This window comes from Streptomyces ficellus (genome assembly GCF_009739905.1).
In the GTDB taxonomy this organism is placed as follows: Bacteria; Actinomycetota; Actinomycetes; order Streptomycetales; family Streptomycetaceae; genus Streptomyces; species Streptomyces ficellus_A.
This window is the reverse complement of record NZ_CP034279.1, coordinates 3,965,885-3,988,426: the sequence shown is the minus strand read 5'-3', so window position 1 is coordinate 3,988,426 and position 22,542 is coordinate 3,965,885. Positions and strand designations below refer to the sequence as shown.

25 protein-coding genes are annotated in these 22,542 nt (G+C 73.4%); 13 read left to right on the top strand and 12 right to left on the bottom strand.

Going from position 1 to position 22,542, the window contains the following annotated elements:
* Position 1: 1 nt before the first annotated feature.
* From EIZ62_RS17885 to EIZ62_RS17870, 4 genes are read right to left on the bottom strand one after another with little or no spacing between them, the layout of a single operon-like run.
* Positions 2-436 carry a hypothetical protein gene (locus EIZ62_RS17885; protein WP_156693652.1) on the bottom strand — a complete coding sequence of 145 codons (435 nt, stop codon included), beginning with the start codon at positions 434-436 and terminating at the stop codon, positions 2-4.
* A 22-nt stretch (positions 437-458) separates the two neighbouring features.
* Positions 459-1,304: a trehalose-phosphatase gene (otsB, locus tag EIZ62_RS17880; RefSeq protein WP_156693651.1), complete on the bottom strand. Its 846-nt coding sequence runs from the start codon at positions 1,302-1,304 to the stop codon at positions 459-461.
* A gap of 35 nt (positions 1,305-1,339) precedes the next feature.
* Positions 1,340-1,573 (bottom strand): DUF3263 domain-containing protein, encoded by a 234-nt coding sequence (locus tag EIZ62_RS17875; protein ID WP_156693650.1) that lies wholly within the window; start codon positions 1,571-1,573, stop codon positions 1,340-1,342.
* A 13-nt stretch (positions 1,574-1,586) separates the two neighbouring features.
* Positions 1,587-2,855, bottom strand: a complete 1,269-nt coding sequence (locus EIZ62_RS17870) for an extracellular solute-binding protein (protein WP_483030210.1) — start codon at positions 2,853-2,855, stop codon at positions 1,587-1,589.
* A gap of 120 nt (positions 2,856-2,975) precedes the next feature.
* On the opposite strand from EIZ62_RS17870, the gene EIZ62_RS17865 reads away from it, so the two are divergent.
* From EIZ62_RS17865 to EIZ62_RS17845, 5 genes are all read left to right on the top strand, one after another.
* Positions 2,976-3,878, top strand: coding sequence for an SIS domain-containing protein (locus tag EIZ62_RS17865; RefSeq protein ID WP_156693649.1), 903 nt, complete (start codon positions 2,976-2,978; stop codon positions 3,876-3,878).
* 103 nt (positions 3,879-3,981) lie between these two features.
* Positions 3,982-4,917, top strand: coding sequence for an ROK family protein (locus tag EIZ62_RS17860; RefSeq protein ID WP_156693648.1), 936 nt, complete (start codon positions 3,982-3,984; stop codon positions 4,915-4,917).
* Positions 4,917-6,062 carry an N-acetylglucosamine-6-phosphate deacetylase gene (gene nagA, locus EIZ62_RS17855; RefSeq protein ID WP_156693647.1) on the top strand — a complete coding sequence of 382 codons (1,146 nt, stop codon included), beginning with the start codon at positions 4,917-4,919 and terminating at the stop codon, positions 6,060-6,062. The genes EIZ62_RS17860 and nagA overlap by 1 nt, the downstream gene beginning before the upstream one ends.
* Before the next feature lie 118 nt (positions 6,063-6,180).
* Positions 6,181-7,107, top strand: a complete 927-nt coding sequence (locus EIZ62_RS17850; protein ID WP_156696462.1) for a 1-phosphofructokinase family hexose kinase — start codon at positions 6,181-6,183, stop codon at positions 7,105-7,107.
* Between the two features lie 14 nt (positions 7,108-7,121).
* The gene (locus tag EIZ62_RS17845; protein WP_156693646.1) at positions 7,122-7,973 is read left to right on the top strand and encodes a class II fructose-bisphosphate aldolase; all 852 of its coding nucleotides are present in this window, start codon (positions 7,122-7,124) and stop codon (positions 7,971-7,973) included.
* On the opposite strand, the gene EIZ62_RS17840 is transcribed toward EIZ62_RS17845, so the two are convergent.
* A complete protein-coding gene (locus tag EIZ62_RS17840; protein ID WP_156693645.1) occupies positions 7,963-8,934 on the bottom strand; it encodes a carbohydrate-binding protein in 972 nt (323 codons plus the stop codon). The two genes, EIZ62_RS17845 and EIZ62_RS17840, sit on opposite strands and share 11 nt — an antisense overlap.
* Before the next feature lie 65 nt (positions 8,935-8,999).
* A complete protein-coding gene (cdgB, locus tag EIZ62_RS17835; RefSeq protein WP_156693644.1) occupies positions 9,000-10,694 on the bottom strand; it encodes a diguanylate cyclase CdgB in 1,695 nt (564 codons plus the stop codon).
* Between the two features lie 315 nt (positions 10,695-11,009).
* Between cdgB and EIZ62_RS17830 the strand changes: the two genes are divergently transcribed.
* The gene (locus tag EIZ62_RS17830; RefSeq protein WP_156693643.1) at positions 11,010-11,573 is read left to right on the top strand and encodes a flavin reductase family protein; all 564 of its coding nucleotides are present in this window, start codon (positions 11,010-11,012) and stop codon (positions 11,571-11,573) included.
* A gap of 332 nt (positions 11,574-11,905) precedes the next feature.
* On the opposite strand, the gene arfB is transcribed toward EIZ62_RS17830, so the two are convergent.
* Positions 11,906-12,334 (bottom strand): alternative ribosome rescue aminoacyl-tRNA hydrolase ArfB, encoded by a 429-nt coding sequence (gene arfB / locus EIZ62_RS17825; RefSeq protein WP_156693642.1) that lies wholly within the window; start codon positions 12,332-12,334, stop codon positions 11,906-11,908.
* Positions 12,335-12,450: 116 nt separating this feature from the next.
* On the opposite strand from arfB, the gene EIZ62_RS17820 reads away from it, so the two are divergent.
* Both EIZ62_RS17820 and EIZ62_RS17815 read left to right on the top strand, forming a co-directional pair.
* Positions 12,451-13,026, top strand: a complete 576-nt coding sequence (locus tag EIZ62_RS17820; RefSeq protein ID WP_156693641.1) for a TerD family protein — start codon at positions 12,451-12,453, stop codon at positions 13,024-13,026.
* Between the two features lie 60 nt (positions 13,027-13,086).
* A complete protein-coding gene (locus EIZ62_RS17815) occupies positions 13,087-13,602 on the top strand; it encodes a GNAT family N-acetyltransferase (RefSeq protein ID WP_156693640.1) in 516 nt (171 codons plus the stop codon).
* On the opposite strand, the gene EIZ62_RS17810 is transcribed toward EIZ62_RS17815, so the two are convergent.
* Together EIZ62_RS17810 and EIZ62_RS17805 are read right to left on the bottom strand one after the other, a co-directional pair.
* Positions 13,583-14,971: a M1 family metallopeptidase gene (locus EIZ62_RS17810; protein WP_156693639.1), complete on the bottom strand. Its 1,389-nt coding sequence runs from the start codon at positions 14,969-14,971 to the stop codon at positions 13,583-13,585. The genes EIZ62_RS17815 and EIZ62_RS17810 overlap by 20 nt on opposite strands.
* 20 nt (positions 14,972-14,991) lie before the next feature.
* Positions 14,992-15,561 (bottom strand): GlcG/HbpS family heme-binding protein, encoded by a 570-nt coding sequence (locus EIZ62_RS17805; RefSeq protein WP_156693638.1) that lies wholly within the window; start codon positions 15,559-15,561, stop codon positions 14,992-14,994.
* A gap of 113 nt (positions 15,562-15,674) precedes the next feature.
* Between EIZ62_RS17805 and EIZ62_RS17800 the strand changes: the two genes are divergently transcribed.
* On the top strand, positions 15,675-16,778 hold the full coding sequence (locus tag EIZ62_RS17800) for a sensor histidine kinase (RefSeq protein WP_425281827.1): 1,104 nt from the start codon (positions 15,675-15,677) through the stop codon (positions 16,776-16,778).
* On the top strand, positions 16,775-17,377 hold the full coding sequence (locus tag EIZ62_RS17795) for a response regulator (protein WP_156693636.1): 603 nt from the start codon (positions 16,775-16,777) through the stop codon (positions 17,375-17,377). Before EIZ62_RS17800 ends, EIZ62_RS17795 begins: the two co-directional genes overlap by 4 nt.
* 3 nt (positions 17,378-17,380) lie before the next feature.
* Here the strand turns inward: EIZ62_RS17795 and EIZ62_RS17790 are convergent, their stop codons facing one another.
* The gene (locus EIZ62_RS17790) at positions 17,381-17,977 is read right to left on the bottom strand and encodes a Uma2 family endonuclease (RefSeq protein ID WP_244375761.1); all 597 of its coding nucleotides are present in this window, start codon (positions 17,975-17,977) and stop codon (positions 17,381-17,383) included.
* An 81-nt stretch (positions 17,978-18,058) separates the two neighbouring features.
* Between EIZ62_RS17790 and EIZ62_RS17785 the strand changes: the two genes are divergently transcribed.
* The 3 genes from EIZ62_RS17785 (at position 18,059) to EIZ62_RS17775 (ending at position 21,033) form a co-directional block, all read left to right on the top strand.
* A complete protein-coding gene (locus EIZ62_RS17785) occupies positions 18,059-18,559 on the top strand; it encodes a hypothetical protein (protein WP_156696460.1) in 501 nt (166 codons plus the stop codon).
* A 329-nt stretch (positions 18,560-18,888) separates the two neighbouring features.
* Positions 18,889-19,920, top strand: coding sequence for a zinc-binding dehydrogenase (locus EIZ62_RS17780; RefSeq protein ID WP_156693635.1), 1,032 nt, complete (start codon positions 18,889-18,891; stop codon positions 19,918-19,920).
* A gap of 117 nt (positions 19,921-20,037) precedes the next feature.
* A complete protein-coding gene (locus tag EIZ62_RS17775; protein WP_208827964.1) occupies positions 20,038-21,033 on the top strand; it encodes a hypothetical protein in 996 nt (331 codons plus the stop codon).
* 46 nt (positions 21,034-21,079) lie between these two features.
* Here EIZ62_RS17775 and EIZ62_RS17770 read toward each other — a convergent pair whose 3' ends face one another.
* Both EIZ62_RS17770 and EIZ62_RS17765 read right to left on the bottom strand, forming a co-directional pair.
* The gene (locus tag EIZ62_RS17770) at positions 21,080-21,550 is read right to left on the bottom strand and encodes a GNAT family N-acetyltransferase (RefSeq protein ID WP_156693634.1); all 471 of its coding nucleotides are present in this window, start codon (positions 21,548-21,550) and stop codon (positions 21,080-21,082) included.
* A gap of 59 nt (positions 21,551-21,609) precedes the next feature.
* Positions 21,610-22,506 carry an aminoglycoside phosphotransferase family protein gene (locus tag EIZ62_RS17765; RefSeq protein ID WP_156693633.1) on the bottom strand — a complete coding sequence of 299 codons (897 nt, stop codon included), beginning with the start codon at positions 22,504-22,506 and terminating at the stop codon, positions 21,610-21,612.
* Between the last annotated feature and the right edge of the window lie 36 nt (positions 22,507-22,542).

Genomic DNA, 22,542 nt, shown 5'->3' with positions numbered 1-22,542 from the left:
TCTACGCCCGGGAGGCTTTGATGAGGGCCCGCAGGGCCAGGACCGCACGCTTCTCGTCGTCCGGATCCAGATCGGCGCCGTAACGCCATGCTTCGTGCAGCTCGGAGGGGCCCACCCAGCCGTTGCGCTGACCGGCCTCCCCCAGCGAGCCCTGCATGATGCGCCGGCAACGCTCCGTCGCCTCCGCCACGCCAGCGGGGAGGCCCAGAGCCTTGGCCAAGGATCTGAGATTGTGCGTCCGCAGGTCCTCCGGCAGACCCGTGGTGTCCCGCGACCGGCAGACCCGCACGAGGATCTCCGCCTTCAAGCCGCACTCGGCCGCGTAGAAGAGCAGCAATCCCGCTGTGGCCAGGTCCCCCAGTTCGGCTGTCTCCTCACCACGCGCGCTCAGCCGGTCGCGACTTCTGCGTAGCTGCCCCACCCTGACATCCACCATCCGCAGATGGTATCGATCTACGTCAGGCGGTCGCGGCCGCCAGCGCGGACAGCAGGTCCGCCACACCCGCCGGGCCCGGGACCGAGAGGTCGGCGCGGGCGGCGACCTCCGTGACCTCGTCGCTTCCGCTGCACACCAGCAGCCCCGGCACCCCGTCCGCCCGCAGTTTCTCCACCGCCGCGAACGCCGGCAGGTCGCCCAGGTCGTCGCCCGCGTACAGGACCGCCTGCGCGCCGGTCTCCCGTACGTACTCCGTCAGCGCCACGCCCTTGTCCACGCCCGGGGGCCGCAGTTCCAGGACCATGCGGCCGGGTTCGAGGACCAGGCCGTGCCGGGCCGCCAGGTCGGACAGGGGGGCGCGCAGGGCGTCGAAGGCGGCCTGGGGGTCGTCCGCGCGGCGGGTGTGGACGGCCACCGCGCGGCCCTTCTCCTCGATCCACGTGCCGCGCCACGCGCCCGCCCGGTCGAGGAACCCGGGCAGTTCGGCGCGGACGGCCGCCACGCCGGGGTGCTCGGGGGCGGCGCGGACGGTGCCGGTGACGGCGTCCCACCGTTCGGCGCCGTAGTGGCCGAGGACGACCAGGTGCTCCAGGCCGGGCACCCCGGCGAAGCCGCCGTACCGCACGGCCACCCCGGCCGGGCGACCGGTGACGACCGCGACGGACGCGACGCGCGGGGCGAGCGCGGCGATGGCGGGGACGGCGCCGGGGTGAGCGCGGGCCTGTTCGGGGTCGTCGACGATGTCGGCGAGGGTGCCGTCGAAGTCGAGTGCGACGACCGCCCGCCCGGGGTCGGCGAGGAACGCCGCGAGGCCTTCGCGGCCGGCGGGCGTGGTGGGACGCGGCAAGGATGCGGGTTGGGTGCCCATGCCCCGAACCTATCCAGGGCCCCGCCCGCGCACACCTACCTGCGTGCCTCGCGCGACGCCCGCAGCCGCCGCAGCCGGTTGACGGTGACGGCGTCGTGGGCGAGGGCCCTGGGGTCGTCGAGGAGGGCGTTGAGCAGCTGGTAGTAGCGGGTGGGCGACAGGCCCAGCTGCTCCCGTATCGCGCGTTCCTTGGCGCCGGGGCCGGGCCAGGAGCGCCGTTCGAGGGCGAGGACGGCGCGGTCCCGGTCGGTGAGTGGCTCGGCGGTCATATGAGCAACATAGTCACTCGTCCGCGGCGGCGTCCTCGGCTTCCCGCGCTATGCCGGACAGCACGGTGTCCGGGTCGCTGCCCGGGGCCACGGCGCCGCCGATGTTCTTCTTGACGCTCTCGCTGACCCTGGCCCACGAGGTGCGGCCCACGGGGTACAGCTCGGACGTGGGCAGCTCCTCCAGGAACGGCCAGAGGGCCTTGTGCCGGGGGTCGCTGCGCATGTCGGCGCTGGCGGTGCTGGTGACGGGGAGGATGTCGTACTGGTCGGAGAAGGCGAGGACGTTCTTGTCCTGGTAGACGTACTCGAGGAAGGTGCCGATCTCCTTGCGGTGGCCGTTCTGCTTGAAGGCCATCATCCAGTCGGCCACGCCCATCGAGGGCCGGGGTTCGCCGTCGGGGCTGGGCAGCGGGACCTTGCCGACGTCGATGCCGGCCTTCTCGGCGGCGTCCATGAGGGTGGGGTGGCCGTTGAGCATGCCGACGTCGCCGCGTACGAAGGCGTCGAACGCGGCCTGCCGGTCGAGCTTGCCGGGCGCGACGGGGCCGGTCAGTCCCTTGCCGACGAGGTTGTCCTTGAGCCAGGTGAAGGTGGCGACGTTCTCGGGGGAGTTGATGGCGTACGAGAGGTTGGTGGAGTCGCGGTAGCCGCCTCCGCCGGCGAGCATCCACATCATGGTCTCGGCCTGGGACTCCTCGGCGCCGAGCGGCAGCGCGAAGGGGTACGGCACGCCCTTGGCCTTGAGCTTCCCGGCGGCGGCGCGGATGTCGTCCCAGGTCTTCGGCGGCTGGGCGCCGGCCTTCTCGAACAGGCCCTTGTTGTAGAAGAGGAGCCGGGTGCTGGCCGCGAACGGCATGCCGTACTGGTCGCGGTCGACCTGGCCGGCCCGGCTGAGGAGGGGCAGGAAGTTGGCCTGGGTGGCGACGGAGACGAGGTCGTCGACCTTGTAGAGCCGGTCGGCGGCGGCGTGGTCGGCGTAGGCGCCGATCTGCGCGAGGTCGGGGGCGTTGCCGTCGGCCACCATCTCGGCGACCTCGCGGTCGACGTCCTTCCAGGACATGACGTCGACGTCGACCTTGATGCCGGGGTGGGTCTTCTCGAACGAACGGGCCACGCCGTCCCAGTACTTCTGGGAGGTGTTGGCCTGGGAGCTGCCGTAGTCGGCGGCGACGAGCTTGAGTGTCACGTCGCCCGATCCCCCGCCGGCCCCGCAGCCGGCCAGCGTCGCGGCCATGCTCAGTGCGGCCACCGCCGCGGTCAGTCCTGTATAGCGGCGCTGCACAACTCTTCCCCACTTTTGATCACTGCCTGCGCCATGATTTTCCCACAGCGCGGGTGAGGTCTACACCACCTGGGTATCGCTCTGGCCAAACAGTCCCCGCAGCCCGGGAGTGGACCGCTCATGTCACGTACCGCAGCAGAGATCGCCACCCAGCCCTCCTGCTGGCGCCGCGCCGCCGAGGCGGCCGCGTCGTTCGGGGAGGGCCTGCCGCGGCCCGGGGAGCGGGTCGCGGTGACCGGCTGCGGGACGTCCTGGTTCATGGCCATCGCGTACGCGGCGCTGCGGGAGGCGGCGGGCCAGGGCGAGACGGACGCGTACGCCTCGTCGGAGTTCCCGTCCGCGCGCGCGTACGACCGGGTCGTGGCGATCACCCGTTCGGGGACGACGACGGAGGTGCTGGACCTGCTGGGCGCGCTGCGGGGTCGCGGGGTGCCGACGCTGGCGCTGACGGCCGACCCGAAGACGCCGGTGATGGAGGCGGCGGACGCGGTGGTGGTGCTGGACTGGGCGGACGAGGAGTCGGTGGTGCAGACCCGGTTCGCGACGACGGCGCTGGCGTTCCTGCGGGCGGCGCTCGGGGAGGTGCCCGGCGTGAAGCCGGTCGCCGAGGCGGCCGTGGACGCGGAGCTCGCGGTCGCCGAGCCGTTGCCGGAGGCGGTGGTGGCGGCGGAGCAGTGGACGTTCCTGGGCCGTGGCTGGGCGTACGGGCTGGCACTGGAGGCGGGGCTGAAGATGCGGGAGGCGGCGGGCGCGTGGACGGAGGCGTACCCGGCGATGGAGTACCGCCACGGTCCCGTCGCGATCACCGGTCCGGGGCGGGTGGCGTGGGTGTTCGGTGAGGTGCCGGAGGGGCTGGCGGGTGAGGTCGCCCGGGTGGGCGGGACGCTGCACGCCCACGCGACGGCCGACCCGATGGCCGACCTGATCCGGGCGCAGCGCCTGGCGGTCGCCCTGGCGGAGGCGGCGGGCCGGGACCCGGACCGTCCGCGCAACCTGACGCGGAGCGTGATCCTGTCGTCCTAGCGCGTCCTGGCGCGTCCGTAGCCCCGGGGTCATTTGTATGCCGTGGCAACAATCCACGAAAGTGGACTAGACCTTTCACGGGTTCACGAGCGACACTGTTTCCGTGAGACACGTCATCGCCCTCGATGTGGGCGGCACCGGGATGAAGGCCGCCCTGGTCGGAGCCGACGGCACCCTGCTGTACGAGGCGCGCCGGGCGACCGGCCGCGAGCGGGGCGCCGACGCGGTCGTCGAGGGCATCCTCGGCTTCGCCGCCGAGCTGTACGCCCACGGCCGCGAGCGGTACGGCACGGCGGCCGTCGCCGCCGGGGTGGCCGTGCCCGGCATCGTCGACCCGGACCGGGGCGTCGCGGTCTACGCGGCGAACCTCGGCTGGCGCGACGTCCCGCTGCGCGCCCTGCTCACGCGGCGGCTCGGCGGCCTGCCCGTCGCCCTCGGGCACGACGTCCGCACCGGCGGGCTCGCCGAGGGCCGGGTGGGCGCCGGACGGGGCGCCGACCGGTTCCTGTTCGTACCGCTGGGCACCGGCATCGCGGGCGCCATCGGCATCGGCGGCGCCATCGAGGCGGGCGCGCACGGGTACGCCGGCGAGATCGGGCACATCGTGGTCCGCCCCGGCGGGCCCGCCTGCGGCTGCGGCCAGCGCGGCTGCCTGGAGACGCTCGCCTCCGCCTCGGCAGTGTCCCGGGCGTGGGCGGCGGCCAGCGGCGACCCGGAGGCGGACGCGGCGGACTGCGCCAAGGCCGTCGAGTCGGGCGACGCGCGGGCCGCGGCGGTGTGGCGGGACGCGGTCGACGCGCTCGCCGACGGCCTGGTCACCGCGCTCACCCTGCTGGACCCCCGCACGCTCATCATCGGTGGCGGTCTCGCCGAGGCGGGGGAAACGTTGTTCACACCCCTGAGGGCGGCCGTCGAGGAGCGCGTGACGTTCCAGAAGCTGCCCGCCATCGTGCCGGCGGCCCTCGGGGACACCGCCGGATGCCTGGGCGCGGGCCTGCTCGCCTGGGACCTACTCGCCAGTTCGGAGGTATCCGCCTGATGGCCGATCACAAGGTTCTCGCCGGCGCCCGCGTGGTGCTGCCGACCGGGACCGTGGACAACGGGCGGGTGATCGTCGCAGACGGCCGCATCTCGGGCCACGCCCCGGCGGACGCCCCGGCCGTCGACCTCTCCGGACACTGGATCGTGCCCGGGTTCGTCGACATGCACAACCACGGCGGCGGCGGCGCGTCCTTCACGTCCGGCACCGTCGAGGAGGTCCTGAAGGGCGTCCACACGCACCGGCTGCACGGCACCACCACCACCGTCGCCTCCACCGTCACCGGCGACATGGACTTCCTCGCGCACCGCGCCGGGGAGCTGTCCGAGCTGGCCGAGCAGGGCGACATCGCGGGCATCCACTTCGAGGGGCCGTTCATCTCCCCGTGCCGCAAGGGCGCCCACAGCGAGGCGCTGCTGCGCGACCCCGACCCGGCCGAGGTGCGCAAGCTGGTCGACGCCGCGCGCGGCCACGCCCGCATGGTCACCCTCGCCACCGAACTGCCCGGCGGCATCGACTCCGTACGCCTGCTGGCCGAGCACGGGGTGATCGCCGCGATCGGGCACACGGACGCCACGTACGAGCAGACGGCCGAGGCGATCGAGGCGGGCGCCACCGTGGCCACGCACCTCTACAACGCGATGCCCGCCCTCGGCCACCGCGCGCCCGGCCCGATCGCCGCCCTGCTGGAGGACGAGCGGGTCACCGTCGAGCTGATCAACGACGGTACGCACCTGCACCCGGCCGCCCTGGAGCTGGCGTTCCGTCACGCCGGCCCGGACCGGGTCGCGTTCATCACGGACGCGATGGACGCCGCGGGCTTCGGCGACGGCGTCTACCACCTCGGCCCGCTCGAGGTGGAGGTGCGCGAAGGCGTCGCCCGGCTGGCGGAGGGCGGCTCGATCGCGGGCTCCACACTCACGCTCGACACCGCGTTCAAGCGGGCGGCGACCATCGACCGGCTGCCCGTCGAGTCGATCGTCCGCGCGGTGTCCGCCAACCCGGCGAAGCTGCTCGGCGTGTACGACGAGGTCGGCTCCCTCGAACCCGGCAAGTACGCCGATCTGGTGGTGCTGGACGCCGAGTTCACCCTCGTGGGCGTCATGCGCCGGGGCGAATGGGTGATTGAGCCCCAACTGGGCTGATTGTTGCTCGAATTACTGCAAGGCGGTGGGCCAGGGGGACTGGGCCAACCGCCTCCGGTTTGGCATGATCAGACCCCGGAAACGGAAGCTAGCGCATACCTTCGCGGGGGTGTCACGGGTGATCCTGACGGTCACGCTCAACACCGCGCTCGACATCACGTACCAGGTCGACGCCCTCACCCCGCACACCACGCACCGCGTCACCGACGTCATCGAGCGCCCCGGCGGCAAGGGCGTCAACGTCGCCCGCGTCCTCGCCGCCCTCGGCCACGACACCGTGGTCACCGGCTTCGCGGGCGGCACCACCGGCGGCGTCCTGCGCGACCTGCTCGCCCCGCTGCCCGTACGGGACGCGCTCGTCCCGGTCGCCGGCACCACGCGCCGCACCGTCGCCGTCGCCGACGCGGCGACCGGCGACACCACTCAGCTCAACGAACCGGGCCCCACCGTCGGCCCCGACGAGTGGTCGGCCTTCCTCACCGCCTACGAGGAACTGGTACGGGACGCCGACGCCGTCGCCCTGTGCGGCAGCCTGCCGCCCGGCATCCACGTCGGGGCGTACGCCGACCTCGTGCGCCGCGCCCGCGCCGCCTCCGTCCCCGTCGTCCTGGACACCAGCGGCGAACCGCTGCGCCGGGGCATCGCCGCCCGCCCCGACCTGGTCAAACCCAACGCGGACGAGCTGGCCCGGCTCACCGGCGCCCGCGAACCGCTGCGCGCCACGCGGGACGCCCGCCGCCGCGGCGCCCACGCCGTGGTCGCCTCGCTCGGCCCGGACGGACTGCTGGCGGTCACCCCGGACGGCACCTGGCGCGCCGCCCCGCCCGAACCCGTACGGGGCAACCCGACCGGCGCGGGCGACTCGGCCGTCGCCGGCCTGCTGTCCGGCCTCGTCGAGGGCGCGGCGTGGCCGGACCGGCTCGCCCGGGCGACCGCCCTTTCGGCGGCGACGGTGCTGGCCCCGGCGGCGGGCGAGTTCGACATGGCGACGTACCGGGAACTGCTGTCCCGGATCACAGTGACGGAGCACGCCACGGCCGCTTGATGGAGGTACCGCACATGCCCCTCGTCCCCACCGGTGAACTCATCGCCCGGGTCAGGTCCGCGGACGGCGCCGTCGCCGCGTTCAACGTCATCACCCTGGAGCACGCCGAGGCGATCGCGGCCGGCGCCGAACGGGTGGGGCGGCCCGCGATCCTCCAGATCTCCGAGAACGCCGTGAAGTTCCACGGCGGCGACCTGTCCGCCGTCGCCGCCGCCGCGGCGGCCGTCGCCCGCGCGTCCTCCGCACCCCTCGGCCTGCACCTGGACCACGTCGTCTCCCCGGACCTGCTGCGCACCGCGCACACCGAGGGCTTCAGCTCCGTGATGTTCGACGCGTCGAAGCTGAACTACGGCGACAACGTCAAGGCGACCGCCGAGGCGGTGCGCTGGGGCCACGAACGGGGCATCTGGGTCGAGGCCGAGCTGGGCCGGGTCGGCGGCAAGGACGGCGAGCCCCCGCTCGACGCCCACACCCCCGGCGTCCGCACCGACCCGGCGGAGGCCGCCGCGTACGTCGCGGACACCGGCGTCGACGCCCTCGCCGTCGCGGTCGGCTCCACCCACGCGATGACCCGCCGCACGGCGACCCTGGACCACACCCTGATCACCGCCCTGCGCGACGCCGTGCCCGTCCCGCTGGTCCTGCACGGCTCCTCGGGCGTCCCCGACGACGAACTGCGCGCCGCGATCGCCGCCGGCATGACGAAGATCAACATCGGTACGGCCCTGAACACCGCCTTCACCGGCGCGGTGCGCGACCACCTGGCCGCCCACCCCGACGTGGTCGACCCCCGGAAATACCTCGTCCCCGCTCGCGAGGCGATGGCGGGGACGGTGGCGCACTTCCTGACGGTGGTCAGCCCTTGACCTGGCCCTCCTTGAGCCAGACCTGGTCGAGGTACGCCTCACACTGATTGCTCGGCTCGCACGACATCTTCATCGTGTTCGTGCCCTTCTTCAGCTCGGCGTAGGAGTAGGTGTACGTCCACCCCTTCTCCCAGTCGCCCTCGGCCGCGTGCGCGAAGTTCTTCATACGGATGTTGCGCGGCGCCTCGCCGTTGACGGACAGGGACGCGTTGGCGTCCTTGCCCGGCACGCTGTAGCTGAGGAACAGCGTGTACTGGCCGTCCTTCGGGACGTCGACCGTCCAGCTCGCCGAGCCGCCGACACCGTTGAACATGACGTACGCGCCGTCGGCGCCCTTGGCGCCCTTGACGTCCTTGCCCAGCGCCGCCGGGCCGCCGAGCTGGAGCGTCGCCGCGTCCTGCCGGGGCAGCTCGACCGGCTTCTCGTCCTCGCCCTTCGAGGCGTCCGGGCTCGGCGTCTCCTGGACCTGGGAGGCCGGCGCCGTCGGGTTCGCCTTGTCGCCCTTGCCGTCGCCCTTGCCGTTCGTCAGCACGGCGACCGTGATACCGATCACCACCACCAGGACGACCGCGATCGCGCCGATGAGCAGGCCCTTGGTGTTCGGGCCACCGCCCCGCCCGCCGCCGCGCGCGGGCTGGACCTGGGGCACCGGGCGGGTACGGTCACCGCCACCGCCCGGATAGGTCTCGGGAGCCGCGTACTGCGGGCTGGGCTGGGCGTACTGCTGCTGGTACTGCGCCTGCGGCGGCACCTGGCCACCGCCGCCGTACTGCCGCTCGCCCACGGCCCTGACCTGGTTGTACGACGTTCTGGGCACCCCGGGCTGAGCGGCCGGACCCGGGTAGCCGTAGCCGCCGCCCTGACGCGGCGCCTGCGCACCCGCCGTCTGTCCGTCCGCGTAGAGGTAGCCGAACGGATCGTCGTCCTCGGGCGTGCTCGCGCCGTTGTTACCGGCAGCCATCCCTGGTCACTCCATTTCCGTGCTCGCCAGCGGTCACCGACCCGGGCGAGCCTACCCCGAACGGCTCACCCCGCCCGGCGGTGAACCTTGGCGCGAGAACGCTTCTCGATGTACATCCGCTGGTCAGCGGAGTTCAGCACCTCTTCGACGGACATTCCGCACTCCGCCCAGCCGATGCCGAAACTGGCCCCTACCCGCACCGCGCGCCCATCCACCCGGATCGGCGGAATGATCGCGTTGCGCAGGCGTACGGCCAGGTCGGCGGCGTCCGCCGCGCCGAGCCCGTCAGCCAGCACCACGAACTCGTCACCCCCGAGCCGGGCGACCGTGTCCCCGTCCCGCACCCCTGCGGTCAGCCGGCGGGCCACCTCGATGAGAACCGCGTCACCCGTGTGGTGCCCGAACCGGTCGTTGATCGACTTGAAGCCGTCCAGGTCGCAGAAGAGGACCGCCAGGCCCTTCGTCCCGTCGTCGACCTCGTCGTCGGGCGCCACCGCGTGCACATGGTGGTCGTACGCGCCGCCCTCCGCGCGGGCGGCGAAGTCGAAGCCGTCACCGCGGTAGGCGTGCTCCCCGTACTCGTAGTCACCACTGTCGTAACTGTCCGCGTAGCTGTCGGCGACGCCGCCCGCGTAGCCGTCGCCGTCGGCCGGCCCCGCCGTCGACCGCACCGCGTGCGGTCTGGAGCACAGCCGGGAGCTGAGCCGGGCGCGCAGCTCGGCGCTGTTGGGCAGACCGGTCAGCGCGTCGTGCGAGGCACGGTGGGCGAGCTGGAGCTCATGGCGCTTGCGCTCCTCGATGTCCTCGACGTGCGTGAGCAGGAAACGCGGCCCGTCGGCGGTGTCCGCGACCACCGAGTTCCGCAGCGACACCCATACGTACGTGCCGTCCCGGCGGGCCAGCCGCAGCTCCGCCCGGCCGCCCTCGGCCGACGTGCGCAGCAGGGTGCCGATGTCCTCCGGGTGGACCAGGTCGGCGAAGGAGTACCGGCGCATCACGGACGACGGCCGGCCCAGCAGCCGGCACAGGGCGTCGTTGGCGCGCAGCAGCCGGCCGTGCTGGTCGCCGCCCATCTCGGCGATCGCCATGCCCGACGGCGCGTACTCGAAGGCCTGGCGGAACGACTCCTCGCTGGCGCGCAGCGCCTGCTGCTCCCGCTCCAGGCGCACCAGGGCACGCTGCATGTTGGCCCGCAGGCGGGCGTTGCTGATCGCGATCGCGGCCTGCGAGGCGTACATCTGGAGCGCCTCCTGGCCCCAGGGGCCGGGGCGGCGGCCGTTGCGCGGCCGGTCGACCGAGATGACGCCGAGCAGCTCACGGCCGCTGCCGGAGGCGTACATGGGGGCGTAGAGGCGGTCGCGGGGGTGCCACTCGTCCTCGAAGCGGGGCTCGGGGCCGTCGGTGTGCCACTGCGGCACGTCGTCCTCGATCAGGACCCAGCCCTCGGTGTGCGGTATGAAGCGCAGCTCGCCCCACGCCTCGCCCATGCTCAGGCGCCGCTCCCAGGAGGCGCGGGAGCCGACCCGGCCGGTGATCAGCGCCTCGGCCGCCGGGCTGCCGGCGAAGGCGGCGACGACCAGGTCACCGTCGGGGCGTACGAGGTTCACACAGGCCAGCTCGTACCCGAGACCGGCGATGATGCCGTCGGCGACGGTCTGCAGCGTGTCGGCCAGGCTGCGGGCCGTGTTGAGGTTGGCGACGACCTGATGCAGCTGCCGCAGGGTCGCAAGACGGACGTACGGCTCCGACTCGGTCTCCATTGCTCGCTCTCCCCGAGACCTCGACAGCAACTCCAGGGTTCTCATCGGCGCTCGTGTTGCACTGTCACCGCCACTGAATCACAGCGAGCTGCGCCTCAGGTACACAGGGTCAACAAAACCTGTGCTCTGTGACTCAAGTCACATGCAATGATGTTGGTTTGAGACTACCGCCGAACTGCGGGTAACCGGTCGGTCGGATTTCTTCTGAACGCACAGTATGGGTCACGACCGCGTCCGGACCTAGGACTGCCGCCGTCGGCAGCTGGTCCCCGGGCCCGATGCGGGCCCGATCGGTGCCGGGCTAGCGTTCCCGGTGTGTTGCCGACGACCCACACCACCCGCCCCTCGTACGCACCCGCCGTCCCCCATGCTGAGGGGGTGAGCAACGACGAGTTCCGGGCCGCGATGTCCCGGCTGGCCGCGGGTGTGGTGCTGGTCACGGCCCACGACCCCGACGAAGGCCCGCGGGGCGAGGACGTCGGCATGACCGCGACGGGGTTCCTGTCCGTGTCCCTCGACCCGCCCCTGGTCCTGGTGAGCCTGCGCGAGGGCTCCCGCATGGACGACCTCCTGGCCGAACAGCCGCTGTGGGGCGTCTCCATCCTCGCGGAGGGCCAGCGGCAGGTCGCCGGCCGGTTCGCCATGAAGGGCCGCGTCAGCGACCGGCTCCTCTTCGCTGACCTCCCGACCACACGCGGCGAGGCGAGCGGCGCGCTGCTGGTCGGCGGGGCGCTGGCGACGCTGGAGTGCCGCACGGAACAACGGGTGCCGGCGGGCGACCACACGCTCGTCATCGCCCGGGTGCTCACCGCCGCGTTCCCCACGGCGGACGGCGCCCCACTCACCTACTTCCGCGGCAACTACCGCCACCTCTCCTGACGGGGCGCGGGCGCCCCGCCGCGAGGGTCCCTCCCGTTGTGCCCACCCGTCCCGCAGGGCGGGACGGGTGGGCACAACGGGACCGGGGCGGTGCCCGTTCCCGGTTCGCCTGGTGGGCGGTGCGGATACGCACGGTGGGGGCGGGGCGTGGCCCCTCCGGGCTCGCCTCCTCGGGGCCGGCGGCCTTCGGTTACGCGTGAGGGAGCCGCGCCTGCGCCGCCAACCCCTGCGGGGGCGACCCTGCACGGCCCCACCCCGGTACGTCGCCGACTGCGGGCGGGGGTGGGTTGGGGCACGGCCCCACCCCGGTGGTACGGCGGGTGCGGACGGGGTTACGTCCAGTCGCGGGACGACCGGCCCCGTTTGGTCTCCCCGCGCTGCTTCTTCTGCCGCAGCCGCCGCTCGTTGATCCCGCGCGGGATCTTCGTCGGGCGCCGCGGCTTCGGCGGCGGCGCCGTCGCCTCGGCCAGCAGGGCCGCCAGCCGCACCGCCGCCGTCTCGCGGTTGCGCCACTGCGAGCGGTGGTCCGAGGCGCGGACGGTGAGCACCCCGTCGACCAGCCGCGACGCCAGGCGCTCCAGGGCGCGCTCCTTCCAGACCGGAGGCAGCGCTTCCGTACCCGCCAGGTCGAACCGCAGCTCCACCTGCGAGTCGCTGGTGTTGACGTGCTGCCCGCCCGGCCCGGACGACCTGGAGAAACGCCACATCAGCTCGGCCTCCGGCAGGGAGACCGAACCGCGGATGACATGGGGACCGGACATGCCTCCATGGTCCCTGTCCGGACACGGTCACGTCACCCCGTTTTACGGAGGTGGAACCAGCCCGCCGCGTCACGCGTTATCGGGTACGACGCTAGGTTCGAGGAAAGGGACTCTCCATGGCTGTAAGCCTGTCCAAGGGCGGCAACGTCTCGCTGACCAAGGAGGCGCCGGGTCTGACCGCCGTCACTGTGGGGCTCGGCTGGGACGTCCGTACCACCACCGGCACCGACTTCGACCTCGACGCGTCCGCCATCGGCGTCGACCAGGCGGGCAAGGTCGCCTCGGACGCCCACTTCGTCTTCTTCAACAACAAGTCCACCCCGGACCAGACCATCGTCCACACCGGTGACAACCGCACCGGCGAGGGCGGCGGCGACGACGAGCAGATCAACGTGAACCTGGCGGGTCTGCCGGCGAACGTGGACAAGATCGTCTTCCCGGTCTCCATCTACGACGCGGTCACCCGCTCGCAGAACTTCGGCCAGGTCCGCAACGCCTACATCCGCATCGTCAACCAGGCCGGCGGCGCCGAGATCGCGCGCTACGACCTGAGCGAGGACGCGGCCACCGAGACCGCCATGGTCTTCGGCGAGCTGTACCGCAACGGCGCCGAGTGGAAGTTCCGCGCCGTCGGCCAGGGCTACGCCTCCGGCCTGGAGGGCATCGCCCGCGACTTCGGCGTCAACATCTGACCCGGCCCGCACGTGGCGGCCCCGGCGGCGAAGTCCGCGCCGGGGCCCTACTGTTTCCGCATGATCGTCGAACCGCTGGAGGGCGGCGAGGAGGGCGCGCTGCCCGGCCCGCTCCTCACCGAACTGACCGGGCTCTACGCGTCGAACCGCGAGTTCCAGCAGCTCAGCGGGGACTTCCCGGACCCCGACGACATCCGGCCCGAGCAGGTCGCCGCCTCGCTCGCCGAGGAGCTGGTGCACCCGGACACCGAGGTGCTGCTGGCCCGTTCGGCCGGGCACGTCATCGGCATCTCGGTGACCCGCGCCCAGCACCCCGACGACCCGGACGACCCGGACCCCTGGATCGGCCTGCTGATGGTCCACGCCCGTGAGCACCGGGCCGGCTTCGGCCGGGAGCTGGCCGAGATCGTCGAGAAGCGGTTCCGGGAGCTGGGCAGGAAGGGCCTCCGGCTCGCGGTGCTGGAGAACAACGTGAAGGCCGCCGCCTTCTGGCGCGCCCTCGGCTACGAGGAGATCGACCGCCGTCCGGACCGGCGGCTCGGCCGGGACTGCGTCGTCATGCGGAAGGGTCTGTAGGGCGGTCGTCCCCGTACAGCCACACGTCCCACAGGTCCGTCAGGTCCTCGCCGGACACGTCCTCGACGTAGGTGGTGAAGTCCCGTGTCGAGGCGTTGGCGTGCCGGTGCTTGGCCGCCCAGCCGCGCAGGATGCCGGAGAAGGCGTCGTCACCGACGGCCTGCCGGACCTTGTGGAGGACCATCGCGCCCCGGCCGTAGACCGGTGGTCCCGAGAGGTCCTCGGGGGTGGGCGGCGCGGCCGGCGGGAACGCCCAGTTCTCGTCGTCGGCGAACACCTCGTCGAAGCTCTCCTGCACGGGCTTGTCGTCGAACTCCTCCGCGTACAGCCATTCGGCGTACGTCGCGAAGCTCTCGTTCAGCCACATGTCCCGCCATGACTTCGGCGAGACGGAGTTGCCGTACCACTGGTGGGCGAGTTCGTGCACCAGTGTCGAGGGCTCGAAGGTGTTCTTGTCGAAGAAGGGCCGGCTCTGCGTCTCCAGGGCGTAGCCGACGTCCACCGTGGTGTCGACGATGGCGCCGGTGGAGGAGAAGGGGTACGGGCCGAACTTCCCGGTGGTCCAGGCGAGCAGCTCGGGGATCCGGTCGAGGAGGGTCGCTTCCCCGCGGGCGGCGGTGTGGACGGGGAGGCCGGACGGGGTACGGGAGCTCTTCGTCTCATACCGGCCGACGGCGATCGTCGCGAGGTAGCTCGCCATCGGCTCGGCGGAGCGCCATACGAACGTGTCGCGGCCGCCGGCGGTGCGGTGCTCCGTCAGTTCGCCGTTGGAGACGGCGCGGTGGCCGTGGGGCACGGTGACGGCGACTTCGTACGTGGCCTTGTCGGACGGGTGGTGGTTGCCCGGGAACCAGGCCGTGGAGCCGGTGGGCTCGCCGAGCGCGACGCCGCCGTCGGCGGTCCGCAGCCAGCCCTCCCGCGCCCCCTCGGCGTCGGTGATCGTGGCCGGCGCCCCGGAGTAGCGGACGACGGTGCGGAAGGTGGCGCCGTCAGCGATGTCCTCGGCGGGCCGCAGGGTCAGTTCGCCGCCGGAGCGGCGGACGGTGGCGGGGGCGCCGGCGACGGTGGCGCTGTGCACGGTGAGGCCGGTGAGGTCGAGGTTGAAGGCGCTGAGCGGCTGGGTGGCGCGGGCCGTGATGTCGGCGGTGCCGGTGAGGCGGTTGGTGCCCGGTTCGTAGGAGAGGGTCAGGGCGTAGTGGCGTACGTCGTACCCGCCGTTGCCGAGCTTCGGGAAGTACGGGTCGCCGACCCCGGCCGCACCCGGCTCCGCCCTCGCCCCCGTGCCCCGCTCGTCGCCGGTGCAGCCGGTGAGGGCGGCGGCGACGAGCAGGGCGACGGCGGCGAGGGCAGGGGGTCGGCGAGGGTCCATCCGGTGATCGTAAGCCGGGGTCAGCGGCTGAGCGCGGCCACGCCCGCCTGGGCGAACTTCTCGTCGAGGGCGCCGCTGGGCGCACCGGCCACGCCGATCCCGGCTATCGGCGCGCCCTTGGCGGTGACGGGCGCGCCGCCCGCGAGGAACAGGGTGCCGGGGATGTCCTTGAGGTTCGGCGCCGACTCCAGGCGCTTGGCCAGCTCGGACGTGGGGGCGTCCCAGGAGACGGCGGTGTACGCCTTGCGCTCGGCCGACTCGTACGACTGGGGTCCGGCGCCGTCGCCGCGGAGGGTGACGACCGTGTTGCCGTTGCGGTCGACGACGGCGACGGTGACGCGCTGGTTCTCGCGCTCGGCGGCGTCCAGGGCGGCCTGCGCGGCCCGGGTGGCGGCGTCGATCGTCAGGTGCGTGGACTGCGTCAGGTCGCGGGGCTGGGCGGTGGCCGCGGCGGGCGTCTGCGTAGGGGCCGGTTCGGCGGCGGTCGCGGACACGGCGCCGAACGTCCCGGCGCCGAGCGCGGCGGCGGCGACGGTGCCGGTCAGCAGGCGGGTGCGCAGCGACGTCTTCTTCTTCGGGTGCTTCGTCATGTCTTCGATCGTGGGGGCGGAACCGGGGGCCCGGGGTCAGCCGATCGGTTGATGCCGGAGGGGGGCGGCCGGGTGAGGATGGACGCGGAGATCCGGTACGAGGAGTGGTGGACGTGGAGCGGGACCCCGACGCCCGATGGCTCGCCCGGGTGCTGCACGCCGCGTTCTTCGCGCTGCTGGGCGCCTCGCTCGCGAGGTTCCTGCTGCGGCACCCGTGGCTGGACCTGGGCCCCTGGGTGGTGGCGCTGTCGGCGGCCCTGGCGGTGCTGTACGTGCTGCCCGTGCCGCGCCGCCTGGCGTGGCTGTGCACGGTGGTCGCCGTGTGGATGGTGCTGGTGGTGCTGGCGCCGAGCTTCGCGTGGTGCGCGGTGCCGTTGTTCTACAGCGGGCTGCGGACGCTGCCGCCGCGCGCCGCGCTCGTCCTGGTCGCCCTGCTGACGGTGTTCGTGGTGGCCGCCCAGCTCCGGCTCGCCGACGGCGTCCTCGACCCGAACCTGCTGATCGCCCCGCCGGCCGTCGCCGCGATCGCCACGGCCGTGTTCGTGCACGCGCAGCGGCAGGCGGAGCGGCTGGCCGCCACCGAGCGCCGCGAGGGCACCCTCGCCGAGCGGCAGCGCCTGTCGATGGAGATCCACGACAGCCTCACCCAGGGCCTGTCCAGCCAGCGCATGCTGCTCCAGGCCGCCGACCGCACCTGGGACGCCGACCCGGCGGCCGCCCGCCGCCACGTCCGTACGGCGGCGTCGACCGCCGAGCGCAGCCTGGCCGAGGCCCGCCGGTTCGTGCACGACCTGGCGCCCGCCGACCTCGCCGGGGGCGGCGGCCTGGAGGACGCGCTGCGCGCGCTGGCCGCCCGTGAGTCGGCGAACCTCCCGGTCGGCTTCCGGACCGACGGCCCCGCGGTGGCCCTGCCGGACCGGGTGGGCGCGGCGCTGCTGCGGATCGCCCAGGGCGCCCTCGCCAACGTGACCGAGCACGCCGGCGCCACGTCCGCCGCGCTGACCCTGACGTACCTGGACGACCAGGTGGTCCTCGACATCGCCGACGACGGGCGCGGCTTCGACTCCCGCACCGTGGCGCCCTCCGGCGGCCGGGGCCACGGCCTGCCCGCGATCCGGGCCCGCGCCGAGCAGCTCGGCGGCACCCTGACCGTCGAGTCCGCACCCGGCGAGGGCACCGTCCTGTCCGTGTCGATCCCCCTGGAGGAGCCCCGGTGACGGTCCGCATCCTGCTGTGCGACGACCACGCGGTCGTACGCGCCGGGCTTCTGGCGCTCCTCGGCAGCGCGCCCGGCATCGAGGTCGTCGGCGAGGCGGGCAGCGGTGAGGAGGCCGTCGCGATGGCCGCCAAGCTGCGGCCGGACGTCGTCCTGATGGACCTCCAGCTCGGCCCGGGCATCGACGGCGTCGAGGCCACCCGCCGCATCGCCTCCCCCGAGGTCCGCGTCCTGGTCCTGACCACCTACGACACGGACGCCGACGTCACCCGCGCGATCGGCGCCGGGGCCACCGGCTACCTCCTGAAGGCCGAACGCCCGGAGGAGCTGTTCGCCGCGATCCACGCCGCCGCGGCGGGCCGCCCCTCCCTGTCCGCCCCGGTCGCCGTCCGCCGTGCGGCGGCCCCCGCGCTCACCGCCCGCGAGCTCGACATCCTGGGCCAGCTCGCGCGGGGCCTCGGCAACCGCGAGATCGCCCGCGCGCTGTTCATCAGCGAGGCGACCGTCAAGACCCACCTGGGCCGGATCTACACCAAGCTCGGCGTCGACACCCGGGCGGGCGCCGTCGCGGTGGCGAAGGAGCAGCGGCTGCTGCGGTGAGCGTCAGAACGCCCCGGTGTCGAGGTCGAACCCGACCGGCTCGGGCAGCGGGACCACCTCACCGAGCTTGTACGCCGCCTTGGTGTCGTAGTCCTCGCCGGACGGCTCGGTGCACACCACCACCTGCTCGGTCTCCCGGTCGATGAGCAGGTAGACGGGGATACCGGCGCGCGCGTACCCGCGGATCTTCTTCACGCGGTCGTTGCCGGCGGTGGAGCGGGAGGTGACCTCGGCGACGAGCAGGACGGCGGAGGCGTCGTGGTACTCAGCGTCGTCGGCGAAGCTGCCCTTGGGCGCGAGGACGACGTCCGGCTGGACCCGGCCGCTGACGGAGGCATCGGGCAGGAAGAGCCCGATGCCGGTGTAGCGTCCCAGGTCCTTCCGGTGGTCCCGTGCCTGTCCGGTCACCTCGGACACGATCTCTTCCTGCTCGCCATTGGCAGGAGGCGTCACGTGGATCTCCCCTTCGATCAACTCCACGCGCCAGCCCCGGGGGGCAGCCGCATTCAACGTCTCGAAGGCTTCCTCCACGGGCATACCGGGGTACTGCTGCTCGTACTCGGACGCGTGCGGCTCATGCTCGGGGACGGGTAGTGCCACGGCGGACCTCCTTCGATACGGAGCGACGCCCTCAGAGTAGGGCGCGTGAGCGCCCGTCCCGGCCGTGGGACCATCGACCACGTGCTCGACATCGGCTACTCCCTCTCCCGCCGCTTCCCGGACCCGCCACAGACGGACTACCGCCACGCGGACGTCCACGCGCTGCGGCACGACCTGTTCTGCGGTGACGTGTACATCGCCGACACCAAGGCCGACCGCGAGGTGTCCACGGCCTGGGGATGGGTGCCGGTGCTCGACTTCGCGTGGGCGCTGTGCGACATCGTCGAGCGGCTCGACCGCGACCCGCGCGGCAGCCGGTCGGCCGGGCCGCAGTACGCGGAGCTGGACTTCACCGAGTCGGCGGACCGGATGCTCTTCGAGCGCCGTTTCGGCTGGGTGGACGTCGAGGCCGACTGGATGCCGGCCGAGGAGCCGCCGCTGACGTTCAACCACGCGGCCCTGCGCCGGGAGGCCCGCGACTTCCTCCACGACCTGATCGCCGACCTCACCGACATGCACGACGGCCTGGCGGACAACCCGGCGATCTGGACCCTCCAGTCCCGCTTCCCGCGTCTCCCCTGACCCGCGGCCGCCCACCGGCCCGGGGCGGGGCCGTGCAGGGTCGCCCCCGCAGGGGCCGGCGGCTGCGAAACGGCTCCCTTACGCGTAACCCGAGGCCGCCGGCCCCGAGGAGGTGAGCCCGGAGGGGCACCGCCCCCACCCACCGGCAGCCCACCGGACCGCACCCGTACCAGGCACCGCCCCCGGGCCGAACGGGACAAAGGCAGCCCACCGGCCCGCACCGGCCGAAGAGAACCCCGGCCCGACAACGCACGCGCCCCTTGACCTCAACCAAGCTCGAGGTAACAGGCTCCTCTCCACCGACCCCGACCGATCGAGAAGAGCCCACCATGCACGCGATCCGCCTCCACGCCTTCGGCCCCGCCGAGAACCTCACGTACGAGGAGACGCCCGACCCCACTCCCGCTCCCGGCCAGGTCCGCATCGCGGTCACCGCCGCGGGCGTGCACCTCCTCGACACCGCGCTGCGCGAGGGCGAGCCCGGCCCGTTCCCCGTACCGCCCGAGCTGCCCACCGTGCCCGGTCGCGAGGTCGCCGGCACGGTGGACGCCCTCGGCGAGGGCACCGACCCCTCCTGGCTCGGCAAGCGCGTCGTCGCCCACCTCGGCATGGTCCCCGGCGGCTACGCCGAACTGGCCGTCACCGACGCCGCCCGGCTCCACGAGATCCCGCCCGCCCTCGACGACGCCGAAGCCGTCGCCATGATCGGCACCGGACGCACCACCCTGGGCATCGTCCAGTTCACCGACCTCGGCCCGGACGGCGTCGCCGTGGTCACCGCCGCCGCCGGCGGCATCGGCACCCTCCTCGTCCAGTACGCCAAGAACGCCGGCGCCACCGTCATCGGCCTCGCCGGCGGCCCCGAGAAGACCGCCCGCGTCCGGGCCAACGGCGCCGACCTCGCCGTCGACTACAACCGCCCCGACTGGCCGGACCAGGTCCGCGCCCACCTCGGCGACCGGAAAGCCACCGTCGTCTTCGACGGCGTCGGCGGCACCGCCGGCCGCGCGGCCGTCGACCTCCTCGGCAAGGGCGGACAGCACGTCGTGTACGGCTGGTCCGGCCAGGGCCTGCGCGACGGCGAGCCGCTCACCTTCACCGACGCCGAACGCGCCGAACTCGCCGAACGCGGCATCACCTCCGAGCCCGTCCTCGGACCGGTCATGCTGCGGAAGGCCGGCGGAGACGTCCGCACCCTGGAACTCCGCGCCCTCGACGAAGCCGCCACCGGCCGCCTGCGCCCCGCCGTGCAGCGCTTCCCGCTCGCCGACGCCGCCGCCGCGCACCGCGCCCTGGAGACCCGGGCGACCATGGGCAAGGTGGTCCTCGTCCCCGGCCTCGTGCCCGGCCTCGTGCCGTGACGCCTCTCCGCCCGCCGGGTGAACCGGCGTAGCGGAACCGGCCCAGTGCCCGCGTGGGGAGGACTACGGCGGAACGCGGCTCCCGCACCATCCAAGCCGACCGAACAGGAGGCAAGGATGTTCACGAGACCCCCCACCAGGCTGTACACGCTGGGAGCCGCGTCGGTACTGCTGCTGTGGACCGTCACCACGGCCCACGCCACCCCACCGGCCACACCAACCGCCCCGACCCCACCGACCACCACAGCTGCCGCCGCCCCGGCCACCACCGGCCCCGTCACCCACTGCTCCCCCGGCGGCACGCTGCGCGGCCCGCACGGCCTGTACGCCGACGTCGCCCTGTGCGTCACCCAGTCCGGCGCCACCATGACCGTGCAGGCCGCGGCGACCTGCCGCCGGGGCGCCGACCACGTCCGCCCCGGGTGCCGCATCTCCGGCACCTGGACCGCCCACCGCCACGGCGGTCCGACCGCCGAGCCCACCGCCACCGGCACCCTCGCCGGGCGCGCCGACTACCCGGGCCCCGGCACGTACGACATCAGCGCTACCGTCGACGTACGCCCCGACGCGCCCACCGACAGCGCCGGCACCGCGCACACCACGCACCCCGCTCTGCACGGCCAGGTGCGCGCCACCGTCACGTTGACCGAGGCCAAGCCGCGCCCCAGCCACACCATCGGCGTCACCCTGAAGCCCGGCACCACCAAGCCCGGCACCACCAAGCCCGGCACGGCCAGGGCGACCACCCTGAAGCCGGGCACCACCAGCACCCTCACCTACACCGTCGCCCGCGTCAGCGACGTCGGTGACGGCAGCGCGCGCCTCGGGCTGATCGGCGAGGAGGCCAGCGGCATCCGCCTCACCTCGGCCGACAAGCGCTGCGTGAACCCGCTGCCCGGGCGCTACCCCTCCACCGCCCGCAGCATGTACGCGCTGGACTGCGCGCTCACCGACCTGCAACCGGGCAGGCCCACCACGGTCACCGTGCGCGCCACACTCCAGAAGGGCGCCTGTTCCACCGTCGTGTCCAAGCTGGGCTACTGGACGCCACGGGGCCAGGAGAGCACCGGAGGGATGATCACCGGCCCCACCCTCACCTGCACCGCCGGCTGACCGGGCCTCACCAGGGCCCGAGCAGACCCCCGCCCAGGAGCCCAGCTCAAGAGCCCAGGCGCTCCAGCGCCCCGTCGGTCAGCCGGTACACCGTCCACTCGTCCTGCGGCCGCGCGCCCAGCGACTCGTAGAAGGCGATCGACGGGGCGTTCCAGTTCAGTACGGACCACTCCAGCCGCTCGTAGCCGCGCTCCACGCAGATCCGCGCAAGCTCCCGCAGCAGCGCCTTGCCGTGCCCGCCGCCGCGCAGCTCGGGCCGTACGTACAGGTCTTCCAGGTAGATGCCGTGCACCCCGCGCCAGGTGGAGAAGTTCAGGAACCACAGCGCGAAGCCCGCGACCTGGCCGTCCTCCGTCTCGGCGATGTGCGCGAAGGCGGCCGGCCGCTCGCCGAACAGCGCTTCCCGCAGTTGTTCCTCGGTCGCCCGTACCTCGTCGAGGGCCTTCTCGTACTCGGCGAGTTCGCGGACCATCGCGTAGAGGGCCGGAACGTCATCCACCACAGCGCTACGAATCATGACCGCAGCCTGCCCCGGGAACCCCCCGCCGCGCCAGCAGCGTCCATCCTCTGAACCCCTTACCGCCCCAGCAGCAGCCGGGCCACCACCACCCGCTCCCCCTCCAGGACGGTCTCCCCGTCCTCCACGTCCCACAGGGAGTCCTGCAGCACCCGCCCCAGCGTCCACGCGGCGGCCCGCTCCCGGTCCAGTCCCAGTACGTCCGCGAGCAGGTCGAAGCGCCACAGCACGTCGCCCGGGTCGAACCGGTTGAACAGTGACGGCAGCAGCTCGAAGCCGGGGTCGCCCGCCAGCGGCTTGGGGTCGATCGCGAGCCACGGTTCCCGGTCCGACGCCAGGACGTTGTCGAAGTGCAGGTCCCAGTGCAGCAGCCGGTCCCCGGGCTCGCCGGCCACTTCCCGGACGGCCGCCGCGCAGTCCCGGAGCAGCCGACGGTCTTCCTCCCGCTCCAGTGCCCGCACCGCACCGTCCACGTCCTCCAGCATCCGCGCCGCGACGTCCCCCAGGCGCCGCAGCCCGGCCGGAGCCGGCACGGACACCAACCGCGCCATCAGCTCCGCGAGGATCCGCGTGGCCTCGCGCGCGTCCGCCACCGCCGACAGGTGCCGGTTCTCGTCCAGCCGCTCCAGCAGCAGGGTCCCCGTCGCGGGGTCGTCCGCGAGGAGCCGTACCGCGCCGTCGCCGTTCCAGGCGCGCAGCGCGGGTGCCTCGCCCTCGCTCTCCTCGTCCAGCAGCTGCAGCTTCAGCGCGGCGGGCGTACCGTCGTGTGCCACGACCGGAAGCACCAGCGCCGACCATCCGTGCATCGCCGGCCCGGTGCGCCGCAGCTCCCACTCCTCCAGGAACCGCTCCGCCCGTCCCGGCAGCGCCGTGACGAACTCCCGGCCCTCCGCACCGTTGATCTCGCTCTGGATCCTCGCCAGCTCCGCCGGGACCTCGATCACCGCGCACCCCATCCGATAGCGTCCACACCCACCCACTGACGATGGACC

Bases quoted from the DNA above. Each gene is read 5' to 3' on its own strand.
- EIZ62_RS17885 (WP_156693652.1), bottom strand. From the start codon at position 436: ATGGTGGATGTCAGGGTGGGGCAGCTACGCAGAAGTCGCGACCGGCTG.
- otsB (WP_156693651.1), bottom strand. From the start codon at position 1,304: ATGGGCACCCAACCCGCATCCTTGCCGCGTCCCACCACGCCCGCCGGC.
- EIZ62_RS17875 (WP_156693650.1), bottom strand. From the start codon at position 1,573: ATGACCGCCGAGCCACTCACCGACCGGGACCGCGCCGTCCTCGCCCTC.
- EIZ62_RS17865 (WP_156693649.1), top strand. From the start codon at position 2,976: ATGTCACGTACCGCAGCAGAGATCGCCACCCAGCCCTCCTGCTGGCGC.
- nagA (WP_156693647.1), top strand. From the start codon at position 4,917: ATGGCCGATCACAAGGTTCTCGCCGGCGCCCGCGTGGTGCTGCCGACC.
- EIZ62_RS17845 (WP_156693646.1), top strand. From the start codon at position 7,122: ATGCCCCTCGTCCCCACCGGTGAACTCATCGCCCGGGTCAGGTCCGCG.
- EIZ62_RS17840 (WP_156693645.1), bottom strand. From the start codon at position 8,934: ATGGCTGCCGGTAACAACGGCGCGAGCACGCCCGAGGACGACGATCCG.
- cdgB (WP_156693644.1), bottom strand. From the start codon at position 10,694: ATGGAGACCGAGTCGGAGCCGTACGTCCGTCTTGCGACCCTGCGGCAG.
- arfB (WP_156693642.1), bottom strand. From the start codon at position 12,334: ATGTCCGGTCCCCATGTCATCCGCGGTTCGGTCTCCCTGCCGGAGGCC.
- EIZ62_RS17820 (WP_156693641.1), top strand. From the start codon at position 12,451: ATGGCTGTAAGCCTGTCCAAGGGCGGCAACGTCTCGCTGACCAAGGAG.
- EIZ62_RS17815 (WP_156693640.1), top strand. From the start codon at position 13,087: ATGATCGTCGAACCGCTGGAGGGCGGCGAGGAGGGCGCGCTGCCCGGC.
- EIZ62_RS17810 (WP_156693639.1), bottom strand. From the start codon at position 14,971: ATGGACCCTCGCCGACCCCCTGCCCTCGCCGCCGTCGCCCTGCTCGTC.
- EIZ62_RS17805 (WP_156693638.1), bottom strand. From the start codon at position 15,561: ATGACGAAGCACCCGAAGAAGAAGACGTCGCTGCGCACCCGCCTGCTG.
- EIZ62_RS17780 (WP_156693635.1), top strand. From the start codon at position 18,889: ATGCACGCGATCCGCCTCCACGCCTTCGGCCCCGCCGAGAACCTCACG.
- EIZ62_RS17775 (WP_208827964.1), top strand. From the start codon at position 20,038: ATGTTCACGAGACCCCCCACCAGGCTGTACACGCTGGGAGCCGCGTCG.
- EIZ62_RS17770 (WP_156693634.1), bottom strand. From the start codon at position 21,550: ATGATTCGTAGCGCTGTGGTGGATGACGTTCCGGCCCTCTACGCGATG.
- EIZ62_RS17765 (WP_156693633.1), bottom strand. From the start codon at position 22,506: ATGGGGTGCGCGGTGATCGAGGTCCCGGCGGAGCTGGCGAGGATCCAG.